Below are 17,896 nucleotides of genomic sequence, written 5' to 3'. Positions count from 1 at the left end.
GCTCGCACGCGCGTTCCCACGGCTCAGCCGTTGTGAAGAACGCGGCGTTCGTCCTGATTGATTTATAGGGAAGCGCAGAGAAAATTGCAGCGAGTACAAATCCTGGCGTGCGTCGAATGCACGGCTGCCGGTGCGCCGATCATTTCAGGTGCGTTGAATGCCAAGCCGTTACAGCCTGCTTGCTGTCACGCTCGGGCGGTCACACAGAAAGCATCGCCGTCCTTCTGTGTCAGTTTTGCGTCGGCGAAACGGGCGCCCGTCACGCGTTCGAGAAGGCCGCTTTGTTGTTGACCCGAATGGATCGTGAAGGCGAGCGCGAGCGTTGCACCCGGCTTCATCACTCGCCTCAGCTCGGCAAGACCGGCAGCCGCATCGGGCCAGACTTGCATCGAGTTGACCGCGAGCGCCTTGTCGAATATATCGTCGTCGAAGGGCAGGCGCTCGGCCGAGCCCTGGCGCAGATCGACCTGTCCGCGCGCGATCGCTTGCGTGTTGCGCGCGGCGGCCTGCGCGAGCATCTCCGGCGACGGATCGACGCCCGCGATCTTGCCCGCTGTCGCCTTCTGCGCGAGAAGCTGAATGCCGACGCCCGGTCCAAAGCCGATCTCGATCACGCGGTCGCTTGCGCGAACGTCGAGCAGATCGATCGCCCATGCCGCGCACGGCGCGTTCATGTTCGCCATGATCCTGCCGCCGATTCGTCCGAGCGCGCCTTGCGGGCGGCCGAATGCACGCAGCAAGACACATCTGAAGAAGCTCACGTTCGCTCCCCTGGCGAAACACAAAAAAATGCACTGGCAGGCACGCGCGCCTGTCAGCGCTTCGACGTTTGCGGCGAACCGCTATTGCGCGCTCTGCAAGTCCGCAATGGTGGCCGCGAGAAAGCGCGCCGCCTCGCCGCCCGTGACGACGCGATGATCGAACGTGAGGCTGAGAGGCAGGATGCGGTGCACGGCGGGCACGCCGTCCGCCGCGACGACCTGCTCGTGGATGCGCCCCGCGCCGAGGATCGCGACGGTCGGCGGCACGACCACGGGCGCCGCGTATTTGCCCGCGATCATCCCGAAGTTCGACAGCGTGATCGTGTTGCCGCGCATCTCTTCGGGCGGAATCTTGCGCGCGCGGATATCGGCGCGCATCCGGTCGAGCCCGCCGCGCAGATCGGCGGCGTCGCGATGCGCGACGTTGCGCAGCACGGGGACGAAGAGCCCGTCGGGCAGATCGACAGCGATGCCGAGATCGATCTTCTCCAGCACGTGACGCCGCCCCGTATGGCCGTCGAACCATGCGTTCAGACCCGGCTCCACGCGGCAGCCCGCGACCAGCGCGCGGATCAGCCGGATCGTCACGTCGGTGTGCGGCGGCCATGCGTGGATATCGGCATCGTCGATCACGGTCGCCGCGGCCACTTCGCTCTGCGCGCGCGCCATGTTGTGCGCCATCGCGCGACGCACGCCGCGCAGCACTTCGGGCGGTCCGAGCTCGCCGAGTATCTTCGCGACGCGCTGCACGTCTGCCGCCGTGATGACGCCTTCGGGTCCGGACGGCGTCACCATCGACAGATCGACGTCGAGCTTGCGCGCGAGCGCGCGCGCGGCCGGAATCGCCTTGATCACGCCGCCTGCACCCACACCCGACGTGAGCGATGCGGGCGACTCCTGCACGACATGCTGGCCGACCTCCATGTGGCCGACCACGGTGCCCGCATCGGCGTCCTCCTCACCCTCGCCTTCAAACGCGACGAGCGGCGCGCCGAGATGCACGATGTCGCCCGTCTGTCCGAACAGCTTCGCGATCCGGCCGGATTGCGGCGACGGAATATCGACGATCGCCTTCGCCGTCTCGACCGACAGCAACGGTTGATCCGCGCGGACGTCATCGCCGCTCTTCACGTGCCACTCGACGATTTCCGCTTCCTGCAAGCCTTCGCCCAGGTCGGGCAGTTTGAAGATCTTCATGGCCTCACGACGCCTCCAGAGCCTGCCTGACGGCCGCGACGATGCGCGCGACGCCCGGCATGTATTGATTTTCGAGCCGGTACAGCGGCACCACGACGTCGTAGCCGGTCACGCGCTGCACGGGCGCGAGCAGCGAGTAAAGCCCGCGCTCCGCGATGTTCGCGGCGATCTCCGCGCCGATGCCGCCCGTGCGCGAACCCTCGTGCACGATCACGCAGCGGCCCGTCTTCGCGACCGATGTGAGAATCGTGTTCATGTCGATCGGCTTGAGCGTCGCGACGTCGATCACCTCGGCCAGCACGCCTTCCTGTGCGAGCAGATCGGCGGCGGCCTGTGCGTCCTGCACCGCGCCGCCCCAGCTGACGAGCGTGACGTCGGAGCCGTCGCGCAGCGTGAAGCAGGTATCGAGCGGCAGCGCTTCGCCCGTGTCTTCGACCGTTTGCCGGTAGAGACGATAGAGGCGCGTCGGCTCGAAGAAGATCACCGGGTCGGGATCGCGGATCGACGCGAGCAACAGGCCGTATGCGCGCGCCGGCGACGACGGCGTCACGACGCGCAAGCCCGGAATGTGCGCGAAGAACGCCTCGGGGCTTTCGGAGTGGTGCTCGGGCGCATGGATGCCGGCGCCGCACGGCGCGCGGATCACGAGCGGACACGCGAGACGTCCGCGCGTTCGGTGCCGCAGGCGCGACGCGTGATTCAGCACGTGATCGATCGTCGGATAAAGGAAGCCGCTGAACTGGATTTCCGCGACGGGCCGCAGCCCCATCGCCGCCATACCGATGGCCGTGCCTGCAATTCCCGTTTCGGCGAGCGGCGTATCGAGCACGCGTTGCGCGCCGAAGCGCGCCTGCAAGCCGGCCGTCGCGCGAAACACGCCGCCGTTCACGCCGATATCTTCGCCGAGCAGCACGACGGCGGGATCGTGTTCGAGCTCGTAGGCCATCGCCTGATTGAGCGCATCGATCATGTTGAGATCAGCCATGACCGTTCTCCTGACCGTTGCCTTGCCCATTCGCCTGGCCATTCGCCTGGCCATTCGCCTGGCCATTCGCCCGGCCATTCTCCCGCCCATTCGCCGCAACGGGCGCGAAGCGCTGCGCAGCTTCGAGCTGCTCGCGCAATGCGTGAGGCAGGCTCTCGTACAGGTGATCGAACATCGCGGACACATCGGGCGGCGGCACGGCGAGATACGCTTCGACAGCCTCTTCGACTTGCGCATGACAGGCCTTGCCGAGCGCTTCGTCCTGCGCCTTGTCCCAGACGTTCATCCGCATCAGATACGTGCGCAGACGCACGAGCGGCTCGTGCGCCCATTGCTGGCGAATGACTTCGGAATCGCGATAGCGGGTGGCGTCGTCGGCCGTCGTGTGATCGCCGAGGCGATAGCTGAGCGCTTCGATCAGCGTCGGGCCATCGCCGCGCCGCGCCTTATCGAGCGCCGCATGCACGACATGATGCATCGCGATCACGTCGTTGCCGTCGACCTGCAAGCCGTCGATGCCCGCCGCGATCGCCTTCTGCGCGAGCGTCTGCGCCGCGCTCTGCATGCCGCGCGGCACCGAGATCGCCCACTGGTTGTTGTTGATGACGAGCACGAGCGGCGCTTGCCAGATGCCCGCCATGTTCATCGCTTCGTAGAAGTCGCCTTTCGACGTGCTGCCGTCGCCGAAGATCGCGACGGCCACGCGCGGCTCGCCGCGCAGCTTGAACGCGTAGGCCGCGCCTGCCGCATGACATACCTGCGTGCCGATGGGCACACAGTTCGGAAAGTCGAGACGCGGCCCGCTGAAGTCGCTGCCGCGCTCGTCGCCGCCCCAGTACAGCAGGCTTTCCGTCATCGTGACGCCGCGCAGCAATTGCGCGGCGTGATCGCGGTAGGACGGGAACAGGACGTCGTCGGCGCGCATCGCGCTCGCGACACCGACGCCGATCGCCTCTTGCCCAACCGACGAAGCGAACGTCCCGAGCTTGCCGGTGCGTTGCAGCGCAACCGCTTTGGAATCGAATGCGCGCGTCAGCACCATCGCGCGATAGAGCGGGATCAGCGCCGCCGGTTCCCGCGCGAAGGCCGGCAAGGACTGCACGGGCTCGCCGCCGGGGCCGAGGTATTGCGTGTACCCGATGTGAAAACTGGCAGTCGTGGTCATGACCGCCCCTCCTTGTTCGTTCAGATCTGAATGCGTGCAGGAGCTCACGTGCACATCCTGTGCCGGTTGGCGCGGGCGTGCCCGGCCGACGTGGACGCGTGTCCCGACAGCCTTATCCTTTGACAGTCGAAGCCGGCATAAGGTGCGAAGTTTTTGTCGATTTACACGTAACGTGGGCTTTCGGTGTGCGCGGTTGTTGCCGCAATGCAATAAACGGCAATGCGATACGCGTAGCGACTTCCGGCAAATCCGCGACATCGGTGCGCTTCGCCTTAAGCTTGCGCGAGTCGTTCTTCCCGGTGCGATGTTCATCGCTGCGCACGACGACAACGAATAGAACGATCGTTAGTTCGGATTGCAAATCTATTGATGTGTGCGGTCCCATTTTCATGCAGCACCGTTGCATCTGAAAGAGGCGGAAGCGGCGAGAGGACAGCACGCAGAGCCTTCGATAAACTGGTGATCGGAGAATGTAGCTGTCCGCCGACAAACGCCCGCACTTGCGGCCTCACCGATCAATGCGAGGTTGAGCATGGAAACGAAACTGACTGCCCACTTGCCGACCGTCGACGTGGAAATCACGCGACGCAAGCTGCCCGATCTGGGCGCGGAAAGCATCGCGATTCACATCACGGCCGTACCGACCGTCGAAGCGGCCGCGCAGTGGTTCTTGCAACCCAGCCTCTTCTCGCTGATGTCTCCCCTCATGTCTCCCGTCACGTCTCCCCTCATGTCCCCGATATCGATCTGGGCGATGTGGATGCGCGCGTGGCAACCGTGGCTCGGCTTTGTCGCCGCGCCTGGGCACGCGGCACAAGCGCGCGAAAAACGGCTGCCGGATGACAACGCGGCCTCTGGTACGCATTGACGCAAACGCACGCCGCCACAGCGCGCTAACATTCCTCTTGCACATGTGAATCGATGGGCCGCATGACGCGGCTGTGCGATTCAATCGGTAGCGGCCATTGCCCGCTCCGAGCGAGGAGGATTGATCATGCGCGCCATGGTTTTCGATGGTTCGAGTCCGCTGCTCGCCGAACGCGATCTGCCTGACCGCACGCTCGCGGCGGGCGAATTGCTGATCGACGTTCACGCGTGCGGTGTGTGCAGAACAGATCTGCATGTCGTCGATGGCGAGTTGAGCGAGCCGAAACGTCCCGTGATTCCGGGCCATGAAATCGTCGGCAGAGTCGCGGCGCGTGGCGCGGACGTAACCGCGTTCGAAATCGGCGACCGCGTCGGCGTGCCGTGGCTCGGCAAGACATGCGGCGTCTGTCCGTACTGCGCGGGCGGCCGTGAAAACCTCTGCGATGCGCCCGCCTTTACCGGCTACACGATCGACGGCGGTTACGCCGAACAGGCCGTCGCCGATAGTCGCTACTGCCTGCACCTGCCCGCGAACTACGACGACGCGCAAGCCGCGCCGCTGCTTTGCGCCGGGCTCATCGGCTACCGGACCCTCAGCATGGCGGGCGACGCGCAGCGCGTCGGCATCTACGGATTCGGTGCGGCAGCGCATATCGTCGCGCAGGTTGCGCGTCATCAGGGCCGCAGCGTGTACGCGTTCACGCGCCCCGGCGACACGACGGCACAACAACTCGCGCGCAGACTCGGCGCGGTTTGGGCAGGCGGCAGCGACGAAACCGCGCCCGATCCGCTCGACGCCGCGCTGATCTTCGCGCCCATCGGCGCGCTCGTGCCGGCAGCGCTGAAGGCCATCGTCAAGGGCGGCATCGTGGTGTGCGGCGGCATCCACATGAGCGACATCCCCGCGTTCCCGTATTCGTTCCTATGGGGAGAGCGTCGCGTGGTGTCGGTGGCGAATCTGACGCGAGCCGATGGCGCGGCGTTCATGAAAATCGTCGGCGAAACGCAACTCGATATCGAAGTCACGCGCTATCCGCTCGTCGAAGCGAACCGCGCGCTCGACGATCTCCGCGGCGGCCGCGTGTCAGGCGCGGCTGCGCTGATCGTGCGTTAGTGGAAAGCGAAAGACTGATCGCGGCTGGGAATACGGACAATGCGCCGCTTACGGTGCGGACGTGTCCCCTCTCGTACGAAGCGCAGTGAGAATGCCTCTAAGCAGATCGGCGGGCGGCGGCGGACAGCCCGGTACGGTGACGTCCACGGGAACAAGATTCGACAGCGGCCCGCATACCGCGTAACTGCCGCCGAAGATGCCGCCCGTGCATGCACAGTCGCCGGCGGCGACCACCAGCTTCGGATGCGGCGTGGCCTCCCACGCGCGGCGCACGGCTTCCTTCATGTTCAGCGACAGCGGCCCCGTGACCAGCAGCATGTCCGCATGCCGCGGACTCGCGACGAATTTGATGCCGAGACCTTCGATGTTGTAGTACGGATTGTTCAGCGCATGGATTTCCAGCTCACATCCGTTGCACGAGCCCGCGTCGATCTGGCGAATGCACAGCGCGCGGCCGAGCACGTCGAGAATTTCCGCGTGGAGCTGCTGATGCTCGGTTCGCCACGCATCGTTGTCGGTGGGGATGCGCTGGGACGGAATATCAGTCTGCGCGATCCGCTTGAGAAGTTGCCACATTAGAGATCGTGTCCCGCGTAGTTCAGATTGAACGACTTGTTGATCAACGGGAAATCGGGAACGATGTTGCCGATGATCGCGTGCTCCAGCGCCGGCCAGTTCTGCCATGAAGGATCATGGCAATGACAGCGCGAGATCGTCCCGTTTTCGCCCGTCTCGATCGCGACGAACACATCGCCGCGCCAGCCTTCGACCCAGCCCACGCCGCAAGACGGCGGCTGGCCCGCGTCGATTGATTCTGCAATGTCGCCATCGGGCAGAGCGTCGAGAAACGCACAAATCAGCCGCAGCGACTCGTAGACCTCGTTGAACCGCACGGCGACGCGCGCGGCCACGTCGCACCGGTTGTCGGTGACGAGTTGCGCCTCGACTTCGTGATACGGCGCATACGGATGATCGACGCGCACATCGATGCGCAGCCCGCTTGCCCGTGCCGCGAGGCCGCACACGCTGAAATGCATCGCGACGTTCGCGGCGAGCTTGCCCGCGCCTGCAAAGCGATCCTGCAAGCCCGACTGATCGTCGTAGATGCGCTGCATCACGCGGACTTCGGCTTCGATCCGTTCGCACTGGTCCGTAAGTGCCGCGATGAAATCCGCAGTCACGTCACGCGCGACACCACCCGGGATTATCTGATCCATCAGATAACGATGACCGAACACGCGATCGTTCAGGCGCAGCCAGTCTTCCTTCATTCGGGAAAATTGCGCGAGGCCGAATGCGAACCCGGCATCGTTGCCGAGCGCGCCCAGATCGCCCAGGTGATTGGCAACGCGCTCGCGTTCGAGCAATAGCGCTCTCAGCCACTGCGCACGCGGCGGAACGAAGACGTTCCAGGCGCGTTCGACGGCCATGCAATACGCCCACGAAAAGGCAACCGTCGTGTCGCCGGCAATGCGCGCAGCGAGGCGCTGACCGAGCAGCACGGGTGTCTGCTCGAATAGCCGCTCGATGCCCCGATGCGCGTAGCCCAGCCGCTCCTCCAGCCGCAGCACCTTCTCTCCGACGACCGAAAAGCGAAAGTGCCCCGGCTCGATGATGCCCGCGTGAATCGGCCCGACGGCTATTTCATGCACACCGTCGCCGGCGACGGGCACGAACGGATAGTCCGCTTCCTGCGACTCGAAGCGCTCGTTTCCGGACGCTTGCTTCTGCAGCGGAAAGTAATCGGCGGGCCAGTTGCCATGGTTCAGCCAGGGCCGCGTATCGGCCGCGCCCGTTGCGCGCAGGCCGAGCAGATCGTAGACCGCGCGCTGCATCCGCGATGCACACGCAAAGATGCTGGACAGGTCCGGATAGCCAGCGTCTTTGCCGTCATCGTCTCGCGCGACGGGCAATTGCGCCCACAGCAGACCATCTTCCATCGCATAGGCCGCCGAAACGACGAACGCGCCCCTCGCCGCTTCCTTGCCCCACAGCGAAATCAGGCGCCCGCCATGCTCTCGAATCGTGCCGGCAATGCGAACCCACGTCGCGGAATCGACGTGCGCCAGAAAAGCCGACGCCTTGCCGGTGAACATCGACAGCCGCACGACATCAGAAAGCCCGAGTTCGTCGATTCGCATGCATCACCCCGCGAGCATCGCCGCCGCCTGCCGATACCACGTCGCAAGATAAGGCGGAATGTAAAGCCCGAGCATCAGACCCAGGCCCAGGTGAACGAATACGGGCAGCAGCGCCGGCGGATGCTCGAGCGCCGTCGCCGTGGTCTTGCCGAACACCATGTGCTGCACGCGCGCGAAGATGATCGCGAATGCAACCGCAAGCGCGAGCAGCAGAAACGGCGTCGCCCACGGCAGTTCGCTGATTGCCGTCGTCAGGATCAGGAACTCGCTCGCGAACACGCCGAACGGCGGCATCCCGAGGATCGCGAGCGCGCCGAGCATCATGCCCCACCCGACCGTCGGGCTCACGCGCAACAGCCCGCGAATGTCGTCGATCACCTGCGTGTGCGCCTTCTGCGCCGCGTGCCCGACAGTGAAGAAGATCGCCGACTTGACGAGCGAATGAACCGTCATATGCAGCAGACCCGCGAACGTCGCGGTAGGCCCGCCGAGCCCGAACGCGAATGTCATCAGGCCCATGTGCTCGATCGACGAATACGAGAACAGGCGCTTGACGTCTTTCTGACGCAGCAGCGAAAACGTCGCGACCAGCACCGACACCAGCCCGAACCCGACCAGCAGCCGGCCAGGCAGACCGTTTTGCAGAGCGCCATCGGCGAGCACCTTGCAGCGGAGCACCGCATACAGCGCGACGTTGAGCAGCAAACCGGAGAGCACGGCGGAAATGGGCGTGGGGCCTTCGGCGTGCGCGTCGGGCAGCCAGTTGTGCATCGGCACGAGGCCGACTTTCGTGCCGTAGCCGATCAGCAGGAACATGAACGCCAGCGACATGATCGTCGGATCGAGTTGACCCTTGACCGCGTTCAGGCTGCTCCACAGCAATGCATCGCCGCCGCTCAGATGCCGGCTCGCGGCGAGATAGAGCAGGATCGTGCCGAACAGCGCCTGCGCAATGCCGACGCCGCACAGGATGAAGTACTTCCACGCCGCTTCGAGACTCGCCGCCGTGCGATACACGCTAACGAGCAGCACGGTGGCGAGCGTGGCGGCTTCCATCGCGACCCACAGGATGCCGACGTTGTTGGTCAGCAGCGCCAGCAGCATCGCGAATACGAACAGCTGATACATGCTGTGATAGAGGCGCATGCGCGCGCCCGTCATCTTGCCGCGGCTCTGCTCGATCCGCATGTATGGCCGCGAGAAGATCGACGTCGTCCAGCCGACGAAGGCCGTCAATGCAACGAGAAAGACATTGAGCGGATCGACGAAGAAAAGCTTGCCGAGCGCAAACGCGGGGCCGTGCGCGACCGTTTGCTCTGCGAGCACCATCGCGGCGATGAAGGTGAGGAAGCTGAATCCGACGTTGAGATCCGGCGCCACGGCATGCTGTCCAACGAGCGCGAGAACGGCTCCCGCGCACAATGGAATCGCGAATACGAGCAGCAGGACCCAGGCGTCAGTCATCTTTGAGCTTTTCCAGGTGATGAATGTCGAGGCTGTCGAACTGCTCGCGAATCTGGAACATGAAGACACCGAGAATCAGAATGCCGACCAGCACATCGAGCCCGATACCGAGCTCGACGATCATCGGCATGCCGTTGGTCGCCGCTGCGGCCGCGAAGAACAGGCCATTTTCCATCGAAAGAAAGCCGATCACCTGCGGTATCGCCTTCGAGCGCGTGATCATCATCATGAACGACAGCAGCACGCACGCGAGCGCGATGCCGAGCGTGCCACGCGCAACGGACGACGCGAGCTGGCTGATCGGCGTCGCGACGTTGAACGCGACGATCACGAGCACGATGCCGATCAGCAACGTGGTCGGGATATTGAGCAGCGTCTCGACATCCGTTTTCACGTTGAGGCGCTGCACCAGCCTGTAGAGAATCCACGGAATCACGCCGACCTTGAGCACGAGCGTCAGCAGCCCGGAAATGTAGAGATGAACGTCGTCCGTGACGAAGCCGAGCACGAGGTTCGCCGAAACGAGCGCGATGCCCTGGAGCGTGTAGAGGTGAATCAGCGAGAGGATTCGCCGCTGGCTGAGCATCGCGAACGACACCATCAGCAGAACGGCGGCCAGCAGGTTGATGATCTGCGTCGCGAGACCGTGCATTCACGCCCCCAGCAGAAAATGCACCAGCATGCCGATCACAGCGAGCAGGAACGCTGTGGCGAGAAACTCCGGCACACGGAAGATGCGCATCTTCGCGTTCGTGGTCTCCACGACCGCGAGCGCGGCACCGCCGACCAGCAGCTTGACGAACAGCGCGGGGATCGCGAGCAGCAGCGCAACGGGATTGCCGGCCTCGGCAATGCCCCACGGCACGAAGAGCGCAAGCCCGATGCACGAATACGCAAAGAGTTTCAGACTCGCGGCCAGCTCCATCAGCGCGAGATGCCGGCCCGAATACTCGAGGATCAACGCCTCGTGGATCATCGTCAGTTCGAGGTGCGTCGTCGGGTTGTCGACGGGCAGTCGTGCATTCTCTGCGAGCGACACCATCGTGAACGCAATGCCCGCGAACGCGAGGCTCGGGTAGATCGCAAGTTCCTGATGGCTCAGCGTGCCGACGATATGCGTGAGCAAAGTGGAGTGCGTGATCAGCGATGCGGAGAACAGCACCATCAGCAGGGCCGGTTCCGCGAGAAAGCCCACCAGCATTTCGCGGCGCGCGCCGAGCGTGCCGAATGCCGTGCCGACATCCATCGCCGCCAGCGAAATCGCGACGCGCGCCAGTGCGAAGAGGCCAACGAGCGCGATTGCATCGGCGGCAGGCGACAGCGGCAGTTCCGTCGATAGCGTCGGCACGATCGCACACGCGAGTGTCATGCACGCGCAGATCACATACGGCGCGCCGCGAAACACGGGACTCGCATGTTGAGCGACGACCGATTCCTTGTTGAACAGCTTGTGCAGCGTCCGGTACGGTTGCCAGATAGAAGGCGCGCGCCGGTTCTGCAGCCACGCACGGCACATGGTGATCCAGCCGGACAACAGCGGAGCGGCCGCCAGCGCCAGCACGATTTCGAGCATCTGCGAGAGCAGTCCGGAGGGCGTCATCATCGTCGCACCAGGATCAGCAGCACAATGAGCACAAGGAAGCTGTACATCAGATATACGGCGATGCGGCCCGTCTGGAGCAAGCCCGCCACCGCCGCGATACGCGTGACGATGCGCTCGATCGGCTGGTAGATCAGCGCCCATGCGCGGTCCGTTACGGCCACGCGATACACGGGGCGTGCATCGAAAGGCGAAGGCAGTTGCCGTTCGATTCTGAAGAGCGGCGCAAAGATTTCGCGGATCGGTTGCCCGAAGCCTTCGGCCGTATCCTGCATGCGCGCGTTCACGAACGGATGGCCGCATGCCCAAGGAATCGCGCGGCGCAAGCGCCCATGATAGAAACGGCGCACCAGCACCCAGACCAGCGCGCAGCATGCAAGGAAGAACAGCAGAAAAGCGACGGGCATGTAGCTCGCGCGTTCGATATTGACGGGCGCGAGCAGCAGCCAGCCATTCCGCGCGACCGTCTGGCCGATGCCCGCGCCGATCATTGCATGCGTCACCCGGTCGAGCACGGCAACGAATTGCACCGGCAAAAGCCCGAGCAATACGCACATTGCCGCGAGCCACACGAAGCCGGCCCGCTCCCACGGGCTCGCGTCATGGGCATCACTCAGTTTTGCTTCGCGCGGCTGTCCGAGAAAGATGATCCCGAAGAACTTGACCATCGTGTAGCCAGCGAGCGCGGCGACGAGTGCGATCAGTGCCGCGACGAGCGGAACGATCATGTTCAGAAACGAATTGGGCAGCTCCGGCGTGAACAGGAAGCTCTGCAACAGCAGCCATTCGGAGACGAATCCGCTCAACGGCGGCAGCCCCGCGCTCGCAAGCGCGCCCAGCAACGCGACCCATGCGGTCCATGGCATAAAGCGGATCAGCCCGCCGAGGCGTCCGAGATTGCGTTCGCCCGTTGCATGCAAGACGGAGCCCGTCGCGATGAACAGGAGGCTCTTGAACGCCGCGTGGCTGGCGATCTGATAGAGCAGCGCGGTCAGCGACAACGCCGCGAGCGCCGGCATGTCGAACGCACGGAAAAGAATGGCCAGCCCCATGCTGACGAACATCAGACCGATGTTGTCGATCGACGAGTACGCGAGCAGCCGCTTCATGTCGGTCTGGATCGCGCTGAACACGACGCCGAACAACGCCGTAAAGAGCCCGAGCGCGAGCAGCACCACGCCCCACCACGCGATCTGCACGTGCAAGAGATCGAACACCGTGCGCAGCACGCCATAGAGCCCTGCCTTCAGGACAAAGCCGCTCATCAATGCCGATACGGGCGATGGCGCGGCCGGATGCGCCTCCGGCAACCAGACATGCAGCGGAAAGATGCCCGCCTTGGCGCCGAATCCGAACAGCGCCAGCACGAACGCAATTGAGGCCCAGAACGTGTCCAGATGCTGCTGCCGCATGCCGGCAAACGTGTAGTCCCCCGTATTCGCCTGCAGCAAGCCGAAACACAGCAGCAAACCAAGCGCGCCGACGTGCGAGATCAGAAAGTACAGGTATCCGGCACGGCGGATTTCTTCAATGCGATGGTTGCTCATCACGAGAAACGTTGCCGCAAGCGTCATCGTTTCCCATGCAACCATGAAGCAGTAGGCATCGTTGGCCACGAGCACGAGGGCGAGGCCCGCGAGGCACACGTGATATTCGAAACAGAGCAGACCGGGAGGCGTGCCTTCGCCCTTGCGAAAGTAGCCGGCGGAAAACGCGCTGACGCCAGCGCCGACCATGCCGAGCACGGCAAGAAAATACGATGAGAGGCCATCGAGCCGCACATGAAACGGCAGGCCGGGCAGCCCGAGCGGCAGGACCGTTTCCTGAGGAGCGGAAAACACACCCGCAAGTCCCAGCGCGCACAACAGGACGCCGAACGCGGCGCCAGCCGGAAACAGCCCGTGCGCCACGACCCGCGTGCGGCGCAGGCTGGCGAGCCCCAGAACCCCGATGGCAAGCCACCCCGCAATCACGAGCAGCACGGCCTGAAGGATGGTGGGAGTAGCCATCGCGTGTCGTATCTACTTGTGCGCCTGGCGGCGGACAGCGATGGCACCGGTCCATGACGGGTGATCAGCGGCTCGCGCACAGCCTTCAATGCACCGTGGACGCGATCGGTTTCGTTCGCGTCCTTCCGTTTGAACAGGCTGTTCGTTCGCCGCAAATCCGCACTGCATGGGATGTCTCCGCTCGATGTCGGGACCCGGCACATCGGTCCCGCGTCAGGAACATACAGTTATCAGAGTATGATAATGGCGTTATCATCCTATCAGCTTTGCCCGCAGGATTCCATACAACGTCGATGACGTGCGCCGCTTCATGCCGGCACTTCCGTTTTCGCCGCTGCCTGACTGCGACCCGTGCTTTGGACCCAAGGCCAGCGTGAATCCGACGCGAAGGAGATCACGCCTCATACGTACACGCGTACACGCCACGCGGCAACAGCAGTCGATCTCACATGCCAGCACAGTTTTTTCGAACATTGACGGGAAGGGACCGGAGTACCGCGGCAAACAGGCGCCTCGGGTTTTCACTTGCATTCGTCGCGGGCGCGGCGAACGCAGGCGGGTATCTCGCCGTCAGGCAGTACACGTCGCACATGAGCGGCGTGATCTCCGCCATCGCCGACGATGCCGTGCTCGGCGACTTCGCGCTGCTGCTCGCGGGCGTCGGCTCGCTGATTTCGTTTCTGCTAGGCGCCGTGTGCTCGGCCATGCTCGTCAACTGGGGACGTCGCCAGCGCCTGCACAGTCAATATGCTTCGCCGCTTTTGCTGGAAGCCTCGCTGCTGCTGTGCTTCGGATTGCTCGGCAGCCATCTGGCGCTGTTGGACACGCTATTCGTGCCTGCAACCGTCATGCTGCTGTGTTTCATCATGGGCCTGCAGAACGCGATGATCACCAAACTGTCGGGCGCGGAAATCCGCACCACCCATATGACAGGCATCGTCACGGACATCGGCATCGAACTCGGCAAGCTCTTTTACTGGAACGCGTCTCGGGACGACCCGGCGCTCGCGCCCGTTCTCGCCAACAGGGAGCGGCTGAAGGTGCATGCACGCATGCTTGCGAGCTTCTTCGCGGGCGGCGTAACGGGTGCATTAGGCTTCAAGCACGTCGGCTACGCAGCGACCATTCCGTTGGCCTGCGTGCTCACGGTACTCGCGATCATTCCGCTGCTCGACGATCTGCGCGAGCGAACGTGGGGCCCCGCCCGCAGGCCGGAGTGAGCGCTTCATTGAGCAGGCAGGCGGTATGCATCGACGTTTGCGAGGCGTTTTACGACGCACATGGTATTATCATGTCATTAACATATAATTCTGATCGATAACAGGTGACATTTACGGACTGAACCTGCTGGGACAAGCCATGAAGCATTCGGCACCGCAGGTTCGTATAGTCCGCGCGAAAGCAAGGAACTCATGTGATTGACCCTGGCGCGGCTCTGCTGTCATACGACCATGCGTGTCGTCTCGTACGGGATGTGTCCGGCGATCACGGTCTGATCGTGATCGGCGTCGGCACGGCTGGGGAACGTGGGTTCCAGATGCTCTACCGGTTTGCGGAAGTTTGCGACCGACTCGAAGCCCATGGGATCAACGTCATCTTCGTTTATCCGAAGGCGTCGGCCCGCCATGTATTCGATGCGATGTCGGTACGCGGTTCCCGGTATCGGGGAAAGACATGTCTGTTTCTCGACGGCGATGGCCGGATCTTTCGCAAGCCGGTTCAGCCGCGGGCGCTGTGTGCGGTATATCTGGATGCCGAAATGCGGCAGTCGGGAACGGCGGACCTAACGCTCGACAGCGAAACCTGGGACGAGCAGTTGCGCAGTTTCTTTTCAGACGTCGTCGGTCGGCGACTGCATTGAATCGGGTCGGCGAATGATCGTCAGCAGCTGGCGATGTGCGCGATAGCGAATGTCATGCTCGACGATTAGTCGCCGGTAGCATTCTCCTGATGTTACGCAGGCGGGCGACCCATTATAATTTGATTAACATACCTGATCCCACTCCCGCCATGGAAACGAAAAGTGCCCGATTGACCGTCCTGATCGACCCTGTCAAGAAAGAGGCGTTCGAGAAACTCTGCGCCGCACAGGACCTGACGCCCTCTCAGGTGGTTCGGCAGCTTATCAGGGAGTACCTCGAGCAGCACGGCGTGACCTGGAAGACGCGAAGTGCAATAGGCTCGCGCACCCGGCAGAAGGCGGAATAAGCCGCGCACTCTTCGCTATAAGGCTAAACGGCCGAAGATGCACTCCCGTTTCGACAGCGCATAGCCATTGTCTTTTGACACGGTCCTGTCTCCTTTGACTATTTGCGCATACAGGTTCTCGCCATAGCTCGTTTCAAGCGGTTCACCCTGCGATACCCCGGACGTGCGCGCTCCGCCTTCGTGCCGTTCTGCGCGAAGGAAGACAGCTTCTGTCTTCATCGTCGCATATAGGCCATGCGCAAACTGCATCTTCTGCGATGCAGCCAACTCTGTACGCATCGCCCGCATCTGTTCCGCAAACTGGTAAACCGGATTCAGAACGAGATATACGGTTGAGTCGCGCGGTCGATGTCGGCGGTTGAGCGGCCGTCGAAGAACAGAACGCTTTCGAACGACATTGAACCGCAATCGAGGCAGGCAGTACATTCCATCTTCTTCGCATTCTCGTGGCAATTGAACGCCCGGATGACGTGAAGGTGGGAGAGCCGGAAAATAAAAATGCCTACCGGCCCGGCACATCCGGAACCTGTAGGCATCATCAGCCGCGCACGATCAGCGGCTGTTAGGGAAAAATGCCATCTCCAGCCGACACGTTTTCAACTATAGGCAAGAGGTCGCTATCTGCACAGCCGCACTCGCTTAGTTTGCGCCGCCTTTGTGAAATAGCGAGAACTTCTTTGGATGATGCTGCGGATCGTCCTCGCCCAGCAACCCGAACTCGATGGGCATACGCGTATAGAAAACATGTACGCGTTCGGCGCGGACGACGTCGAGCAAACGCTGTGCCTCTTCGTCGGTGACGGCAACGATGATTTGCACCGGCTGGTCGGCGAGCTTGAGCATGTGCGCGGCATGATGAGCGCCCGCATGTCCGACGCCCTCGCTGCCGCTGATGACCGTCGCGCCGCGTATGCCCAGTGCCTTCACCTCATGCAGCAGCCATTCGCAAACCGTCCTGTGACCGTGCCGCTTGTTCTGCTCGGTGTAGAACGTCAGTTGATATCCGTTCATACGAATCTCCGTGGACCGACTGGACCCGCCGGACCGCAAAGCCACAGTCCTTTCCGGCAACAGGCGCGCGGAACCATGACCCATTTCATTCTAATGCAGGCCGTCGCGCGCATGCGGATTGTGCGACGCAATCACCAGGCCACGCCCGTATTCGGTCACGAGAGCTTCTTGCGGAATTCCATGGTCGTTCCCTTAGAGGTTCGGCTGCGCGCTGTCAGGCTCGCCGAGCGTTTCGAATTCAACGGGACAACGGGTGTAAAACATTCGAACGCCACCGGCGTCGAGGTTCGCAAGCAAGGTATCGATCTGCTCATCCGCCGCCGCAACCATGACGGCGACAGACTGATCGGCGAGCTCGAAAAAGCGGGCAGCGTGATACTTCCCGTGGGCGTCGATTCCCTCACTGACCTCGGTCACGGTCGCCCCGTGGATGCCAACCTTAGTTATTTCATCGAGCACCCACTCGACGACCGTCGAGTGCAGTTTGCGATGACTCTCGTTGGATGCGTAGAGTGTGAGCTGGCTGCCTTTCGTCACGAGAACCTCCTGTGAATTTCACTGATGGTCCGATGATTAACTTCCCCAGAAGCGAATCCGCAACCGTCCGTCGTTTATACGACGAACATTCGGTCGGCGACAAAAGGGCGACAGGAGACGGAAAGCGGGAACATCGAACCAGACGTGAAAAGAGAAGATCAAATCTGGGCAGCAGGACGCTGAAGGACGCACCTACGACTTCCTGACCCAGGAACCGTAGGCATCATTAGCCGGCAAACCGGCGGTTACGGGAGGAATGCCATCTCCGTGAACCGATTCTAGCACGCGATGTTTGCGCTCGAAACGGTCGCGTTTTGATGCGAGCAAAACGCAAAGCGGACCACGACGTGCGTGATCCGCTGGCAACGTCGAGCGAATTAGCGCGCCGACATCCACTCTTCTCCTGAAAGACCGCTTGTCGCGTACTCAGCCTCTTTTGCGCGAATTGTGTCTCGCTCGTCGAGATAGGCCGAGCGATAGCCCGTATGCACACCCCAGTAATAGAACACCAGCGAGAACACGATCACGACCAGCATGTCCCAGCCGTACGGCAACAGCCCCATCCCGCCGAACTGCCTGCTGCCGATCAGCGACAGGATCGCCATGACCGGCAGGTACGCGACCAGCCACCACGCCGCCTTCAGGTCCTCGTTGAAGCCCGTGAAACCCGACTTCGCCTGGAAGTAGAAGAACACCGGCAGCGCGACGATCATCAGCAGGATGATCTCACCCGTCAGCGGCCACTTCGCCCAGTACAGGATCAGCGACGCGCACACGAACGCGAACGGCGCGATCACGCCCATGCCCGGAATGCGCAGCGGACGCTCCAGGTCCGTC

18 protein-coding genes, 1 pseudogene and 2 riboswitches are annotated in these 17,896 nt (G+C 62.9%); of the genes and pseudogenes, 5 read left to right on the top strand and 14 right to left on the bottom strand.

Annotation, left to right across the window (positions count from 1 at the left end; all coding sequences use genetic code 11):
• Positions 1–185: 185 nt before the first annotated feature.
• From BMW76_RS25775 to pdhA, 4 genes are all read right to left on the bottom strand, one after another.
• Entirely contained in the window at positions 186–761 is a 576-nt protein-coding gene (locus tag BMW76_RS25775) for a class I SAM-dependent methyltransferase (protein WP_245763387.1), read from the bottom strand.
• Positions 762–842: 81 nt separating this feature from the next.
• Positions 843–1,958, bottom strand: coding sequence for a dihydrolipoamide acetyltransferase family protein (locus BMW76_RS25770; protein ID WP_090870342.1), 1,116 nt, complete (start codon positions 1,956–1,958; stop codon positions 843–845).
• Between the two features lie 4 nt (positions 1,959–1,962).
• On the bottom strand, positions 1,963–2,943 hold the full coding sequence (locus tag BMW76_RS25765; protein WP_090870340.1) for an alpha-ketoacid dehydrogenase subunit beta: 981 nt from the start codon (positions 2,941–2,943) through the stop codon (positions 1,963–1,965).
• Positions 2,936–4,108, bottom strand: a complete 1,173-nt coding sequence (gene pdhA, locus BMW76_RS25760) for a pyruvate dehydrogenase (acetyl-transferring) E1 component subunit alpha (RefSeq protein WP_245763386.1) — start codon at positions 4,106–4,108, stop codon at positions 2,936–2,938. The genes BMW76_RS25765 and pdhA overlap by 8 nt, the downstream gene beginning before the upstream one ends.
• Positions 4,109–4,640: 532 nt before the next feature.
• Here pdhA and BMW76_RS25755 point away from each other — a divergent pair.
• A complete protein-coding gene (locus BMW76_RS25755; protein WP_090870338.1) occupies positions 4,641–4,976 on the top strand; it encodes a hypothetical protein in 336 nt (111 codons plus the stop codon).
• A gap of 126 nt (positions 4,977–5,102) precedes the next feature.
• Positions 5,103–6,089 (top strand): zinc-dependent alcohol dehydrogenase family protein, encoded by a 987-nt coding sequence (locus tag BMW76_RS25750; RefSeq protein ID WP_090870336.1) that lies wholly within the window; start codon positions 5,103–5,105, stop codon positions 6,087–6,089.
• A 48-nt stretch (positions 6,090–6,137) separates the two neighbouring features.
• Here the strand turns inward: BMW76_RS25750 and BMW76_RS25745 are convergent, their stop codons facing one another.
• Genes BMW76_RS25745 through hyfB form a run of 6 tightly spaced genes read right to left on the bottom strand, consistent with a single transcriptional unit; the run spans position 6,138 to position 13,303 of the window.
• The gene (locus tag BMW76_RS25745; RefSeq protein ID WP_090870334.1) at positions 6,138–6,665 is read right to left on the bottom strand and encodes an NADH-quinone oxidoreductase subunit B family protein; all 528 of its coding nucleotides are present in this window, start codon (positions 6,663–6,665) and stop codon (positions 6,138–6,140) included.
• Positions 6,665–8,230: a hydrogenase large subunit gene (locus tag BMW76_RS25740; protein ID WP_090870332.1), complete on the bottom strand. Its 1,566-nt coding sequence runs from the start codon at positions 8,228–8,230 to the stop codon at positions 6,665–6,667. The genes BMW76_RS25745 and BMW76_RS25740 overlap by 1 nt, the downstream gene beginning before the upstream one ends.
• 3 nt (positions 8,231–8,233) lie before the next feature.
• A complete protein-coding gene (locus tag BMW76_RS25735; RefSeq protein ID WP_090870330.1) occupies positions 8,234–9,694 on the bottom strand; it encodes a hydrogenase 4 subunit F in 1,461 nt (486 codons plus the stop codon).
• Complete coding sequence (locus BMW76_RS25730) at positions 9,687–10,346, bottom strand: formate hydrogenlyase (protein WP_087736440.1); 660 nt, start codon at positions 10,344–10,346, stop codon at positions 9,687–9,689. The genes BMW76_RS25735 and BMW76_RS25730 overlap by 8 nt, the downstream gene beginning before the upstream one ends.
• A complete protein-coding gene (locus tag BMW76_RS25725; protein ID WP_090870328.1) occupies positions 10,347–11,297 on the bottom strand; it encodes a respiratory chain complex I subunit 1 family protein in 951 nt (316 codons plus the stop codon).
• Entirely contained in the window at positions 11,294–13,303 is a 2,010-nt protein-coding gene (hyfB, locus tag BMW76_RS25720) for a hydrogenase 4 subunit B (RefSeq protein WP_090870326.1), read from the bottom strand. Before hyfB ends, BMW76_RS25725 begins: the two co-directional genes overlap by 4 nt.
• Positions 13,304–13,752: 449 nt before the next feature.
• Here hyfB and BMW76_RS25715 point away from each other — a divergent pair, with 449 nt between their 5' ends.
• From BMW76_RS25715 to BMW76_RS25705, 3 genes are all read left to right on the top strand, one after another.
• Complete coding sequence (locus BMW76_RS25715) at positions 13,753–14,523, top strand: YoaK family protein (RefSeq protein ID WP_090870324.1); 771 nt, start codon at positions 13,753–13,755, stop codon at positions 14,521–14,523.
• Between the two features lie 194 nt (positions 14,524–14,717).
• Positions 14,718–15,164, top strand: a complete 447-nt coding sequence (locus BMW76_RS25710; protein WP_177200500.1) for a hypothetical protein — start codon at positions 14,718–14,720, stop codon at positions 15,162–15,164.
• A gap of 149 nt (positions 15,165–15,313) precedes the next feature.
• Complete coding sequence (locus BMW76_RS25705; RefSeq protein WP_087736466.1) at positions 15,314–15,511, top strand: ribbon-helix-helix protein, CopG family; 198 nt, start codon at positions 15,314–15,316, stop codon at positions 15,509–15,511.
• Between the two features lie 15 nt (positions 15,512–15,526).
• Here BMW76_RS25705 and BMW76_RS25700 read toward each other — a convergent pair whose 3' ends face one another.
• From BMW76_RS25700 to BMW76_RS25685, 4 genes and pseudogenes are all read right to left on the bottom strand, one after another.
• Positions 15,527–15,937 carry a hypothetical protein gene (locus BMW76_RS25700; RefSeq protein WP_143062327.1) on the bottom strand — a complete coding sequence of 137 codons (411 nt, stop codon included), beginning with the start codon at positions 15,935–15,937 and terminating at the stop codon, positions 15,527–15,529.
• Positions 15,938–16,033: 96 nt separating this feature from the next.
• Positions 16,034–16,103: riboswitch (Fluoride riboswitch) on the bottom strand.
• 47 nt (positions 16,104–16,150) lie between these two features.
• Positions 16,151–16,522 (bottom strand): DUF190 domain-containing protein, encoded by a 372-nt coding sequence (locus tag BMW76_RS25695; RefSeq protein ID WP_090870320.1) that lies wholly within the window; start codon positions 16,520–16,522, stop codon positions 16,151–16,153.
• 192 nt (positions 16,523–16,714) lie between these two features.
• Positions 16,715–17,059: a DUF190 domain-containing protein gene (locus BMW76_RS25690; protein ID WP_090870318.1), complete on the bottom strand. Its 345-nt coding sequence runs from the start codon at positions 17,057–17,059 to the stop codon at positions 16,715–16,717.
• A 210-nt stretch (positions 17,060–17,269) separates the two neighbouring features.
• Positions 17,270–17,335, bottom strand: a riboswitch (Fluoride riboswitch).
• A 101-nt stretch (positions 17,336–17,436) separates the two neighbouring features.
• Positions 17,437–17,896: pseudogene (locus BMW76_RS25685) on the bottom strand (amino acid:proton symporter); the annotation flags it as partial.

This window comes from Paraburkholderia diazotrophica, assembly GCF_900108945.1.
Classification (GTDB): domain Bacteria; phylum Pseudomonadota; class Gammaproteobacteria; order Burkholderiales; family Burkholderiaceae; genus Paraburkholderia; species Paraburkholderia diazotrophica.
Note: the sequence above shows the minus strand (reverse complement) of the source record. Positions and strands in the feature narration are given on the sequence as shown.

Coding starts and splice junctions, on each gene's coding strand:
- BMW76_RS25705 (WP_087736466.1), top strand. CDS start 15,314: ATGGAAACGAAAAGTGCCCGATTGACCGTCCTGATCGACCCTGTCAAG.
- BMW76_RS25745 (WP_090870334.1), bottom strand. CDS start 6,665: ATGTGGCAACTTCTCAAGCGGATCGCGCAGACTGATATTCCGTCCCAG.
- BMW76_RS25750 (WP_090870336.1), top strand. CDS start 5,103: ATGCGCGCCATGGTTTTCGATGGTTCGAGTCCGCTGCTCGCCGAACGC.
- hyfB (WP_090870326.1), bottom strand. CDS start 13,303: ATGGCTACTCCCACCATCCTTCAGGCCGTGCTGCTCGTGATTGCGGGG.
- BMW76_RS25730 (WP_087736440.1), bottom strand. CDS start 10,346: ATGCACGGTCTCGCGACGCAGATCATCAACCTGCTGGCCGCCGTTCTG.
- BMW76_RS25700 (WP_143062327.1), bottom strand. CDS start 15,937: ATGTACTGCCTGCCTCGATTGCGGTTCAATGTCGTTCGAAAGCGTTCT.
- BMW76_RS25740 (WP_090870332.1), bottom strand. CDS start 8,230: ATGCGAATCGACGAACTCGGGCTTTCTGATGTCGTGCGGCTGTCGATG.
- pdhA (WP_245763386.1), bottom strand. CDS start 4,108: ATGACCACGACTGCCAGTTTTCACATCGGGTACACGCAATACCTCGGC.
- BMW76_RS25770 (WP_090870342.1), bottom strand. CDS start 1,958: ATGAAGATCTTCAAACTGCCCGACCTGGGCGAAGGCTTGCAGGAAGCG.
- BMW76_RS25715 (WP_090870324.1), top strand. CDS start 13,753: ATGCCAGCACAGTTTTTTCGAACATTGACGGGAAGGGACCGGAGTACC.
- BMW76_RS25765 (WP_090870340.1), bottom strand. CDS start 2,943: ATGGCTGATCTCAACATGATCGATGCGCTCAATCAGGCGATGGCCTAC.
- BMW76_RS25755 (WP_090870338.1), top strand. CDS start 4,641: ATGGAAACGAAACTGACTGCCCACTTGCCGACCGTCGACGTGGAAATC.
- BMW76_RS25735 (WP_090870330.1), bottom strand. CDS start 9,694: ATGACTGACGCCTGGGTCCTGCTGCTCGTATTCGCGATTCCATTGTGC.
- BMW76_RS25695 (WP_090870320.1), bottom strand. CDS start 16,522: ATGAACGGATATCAACTGACGTTCTACACCGAGCAGAACAAGCGGCAC.
- BMW76_RS25725 (WP_090870328.1), bottom strand. CDS start 11,297: ATGATGACGCCCTCCGGACTGCTCTCGCAGATGCTCGAAATCGTGCTG.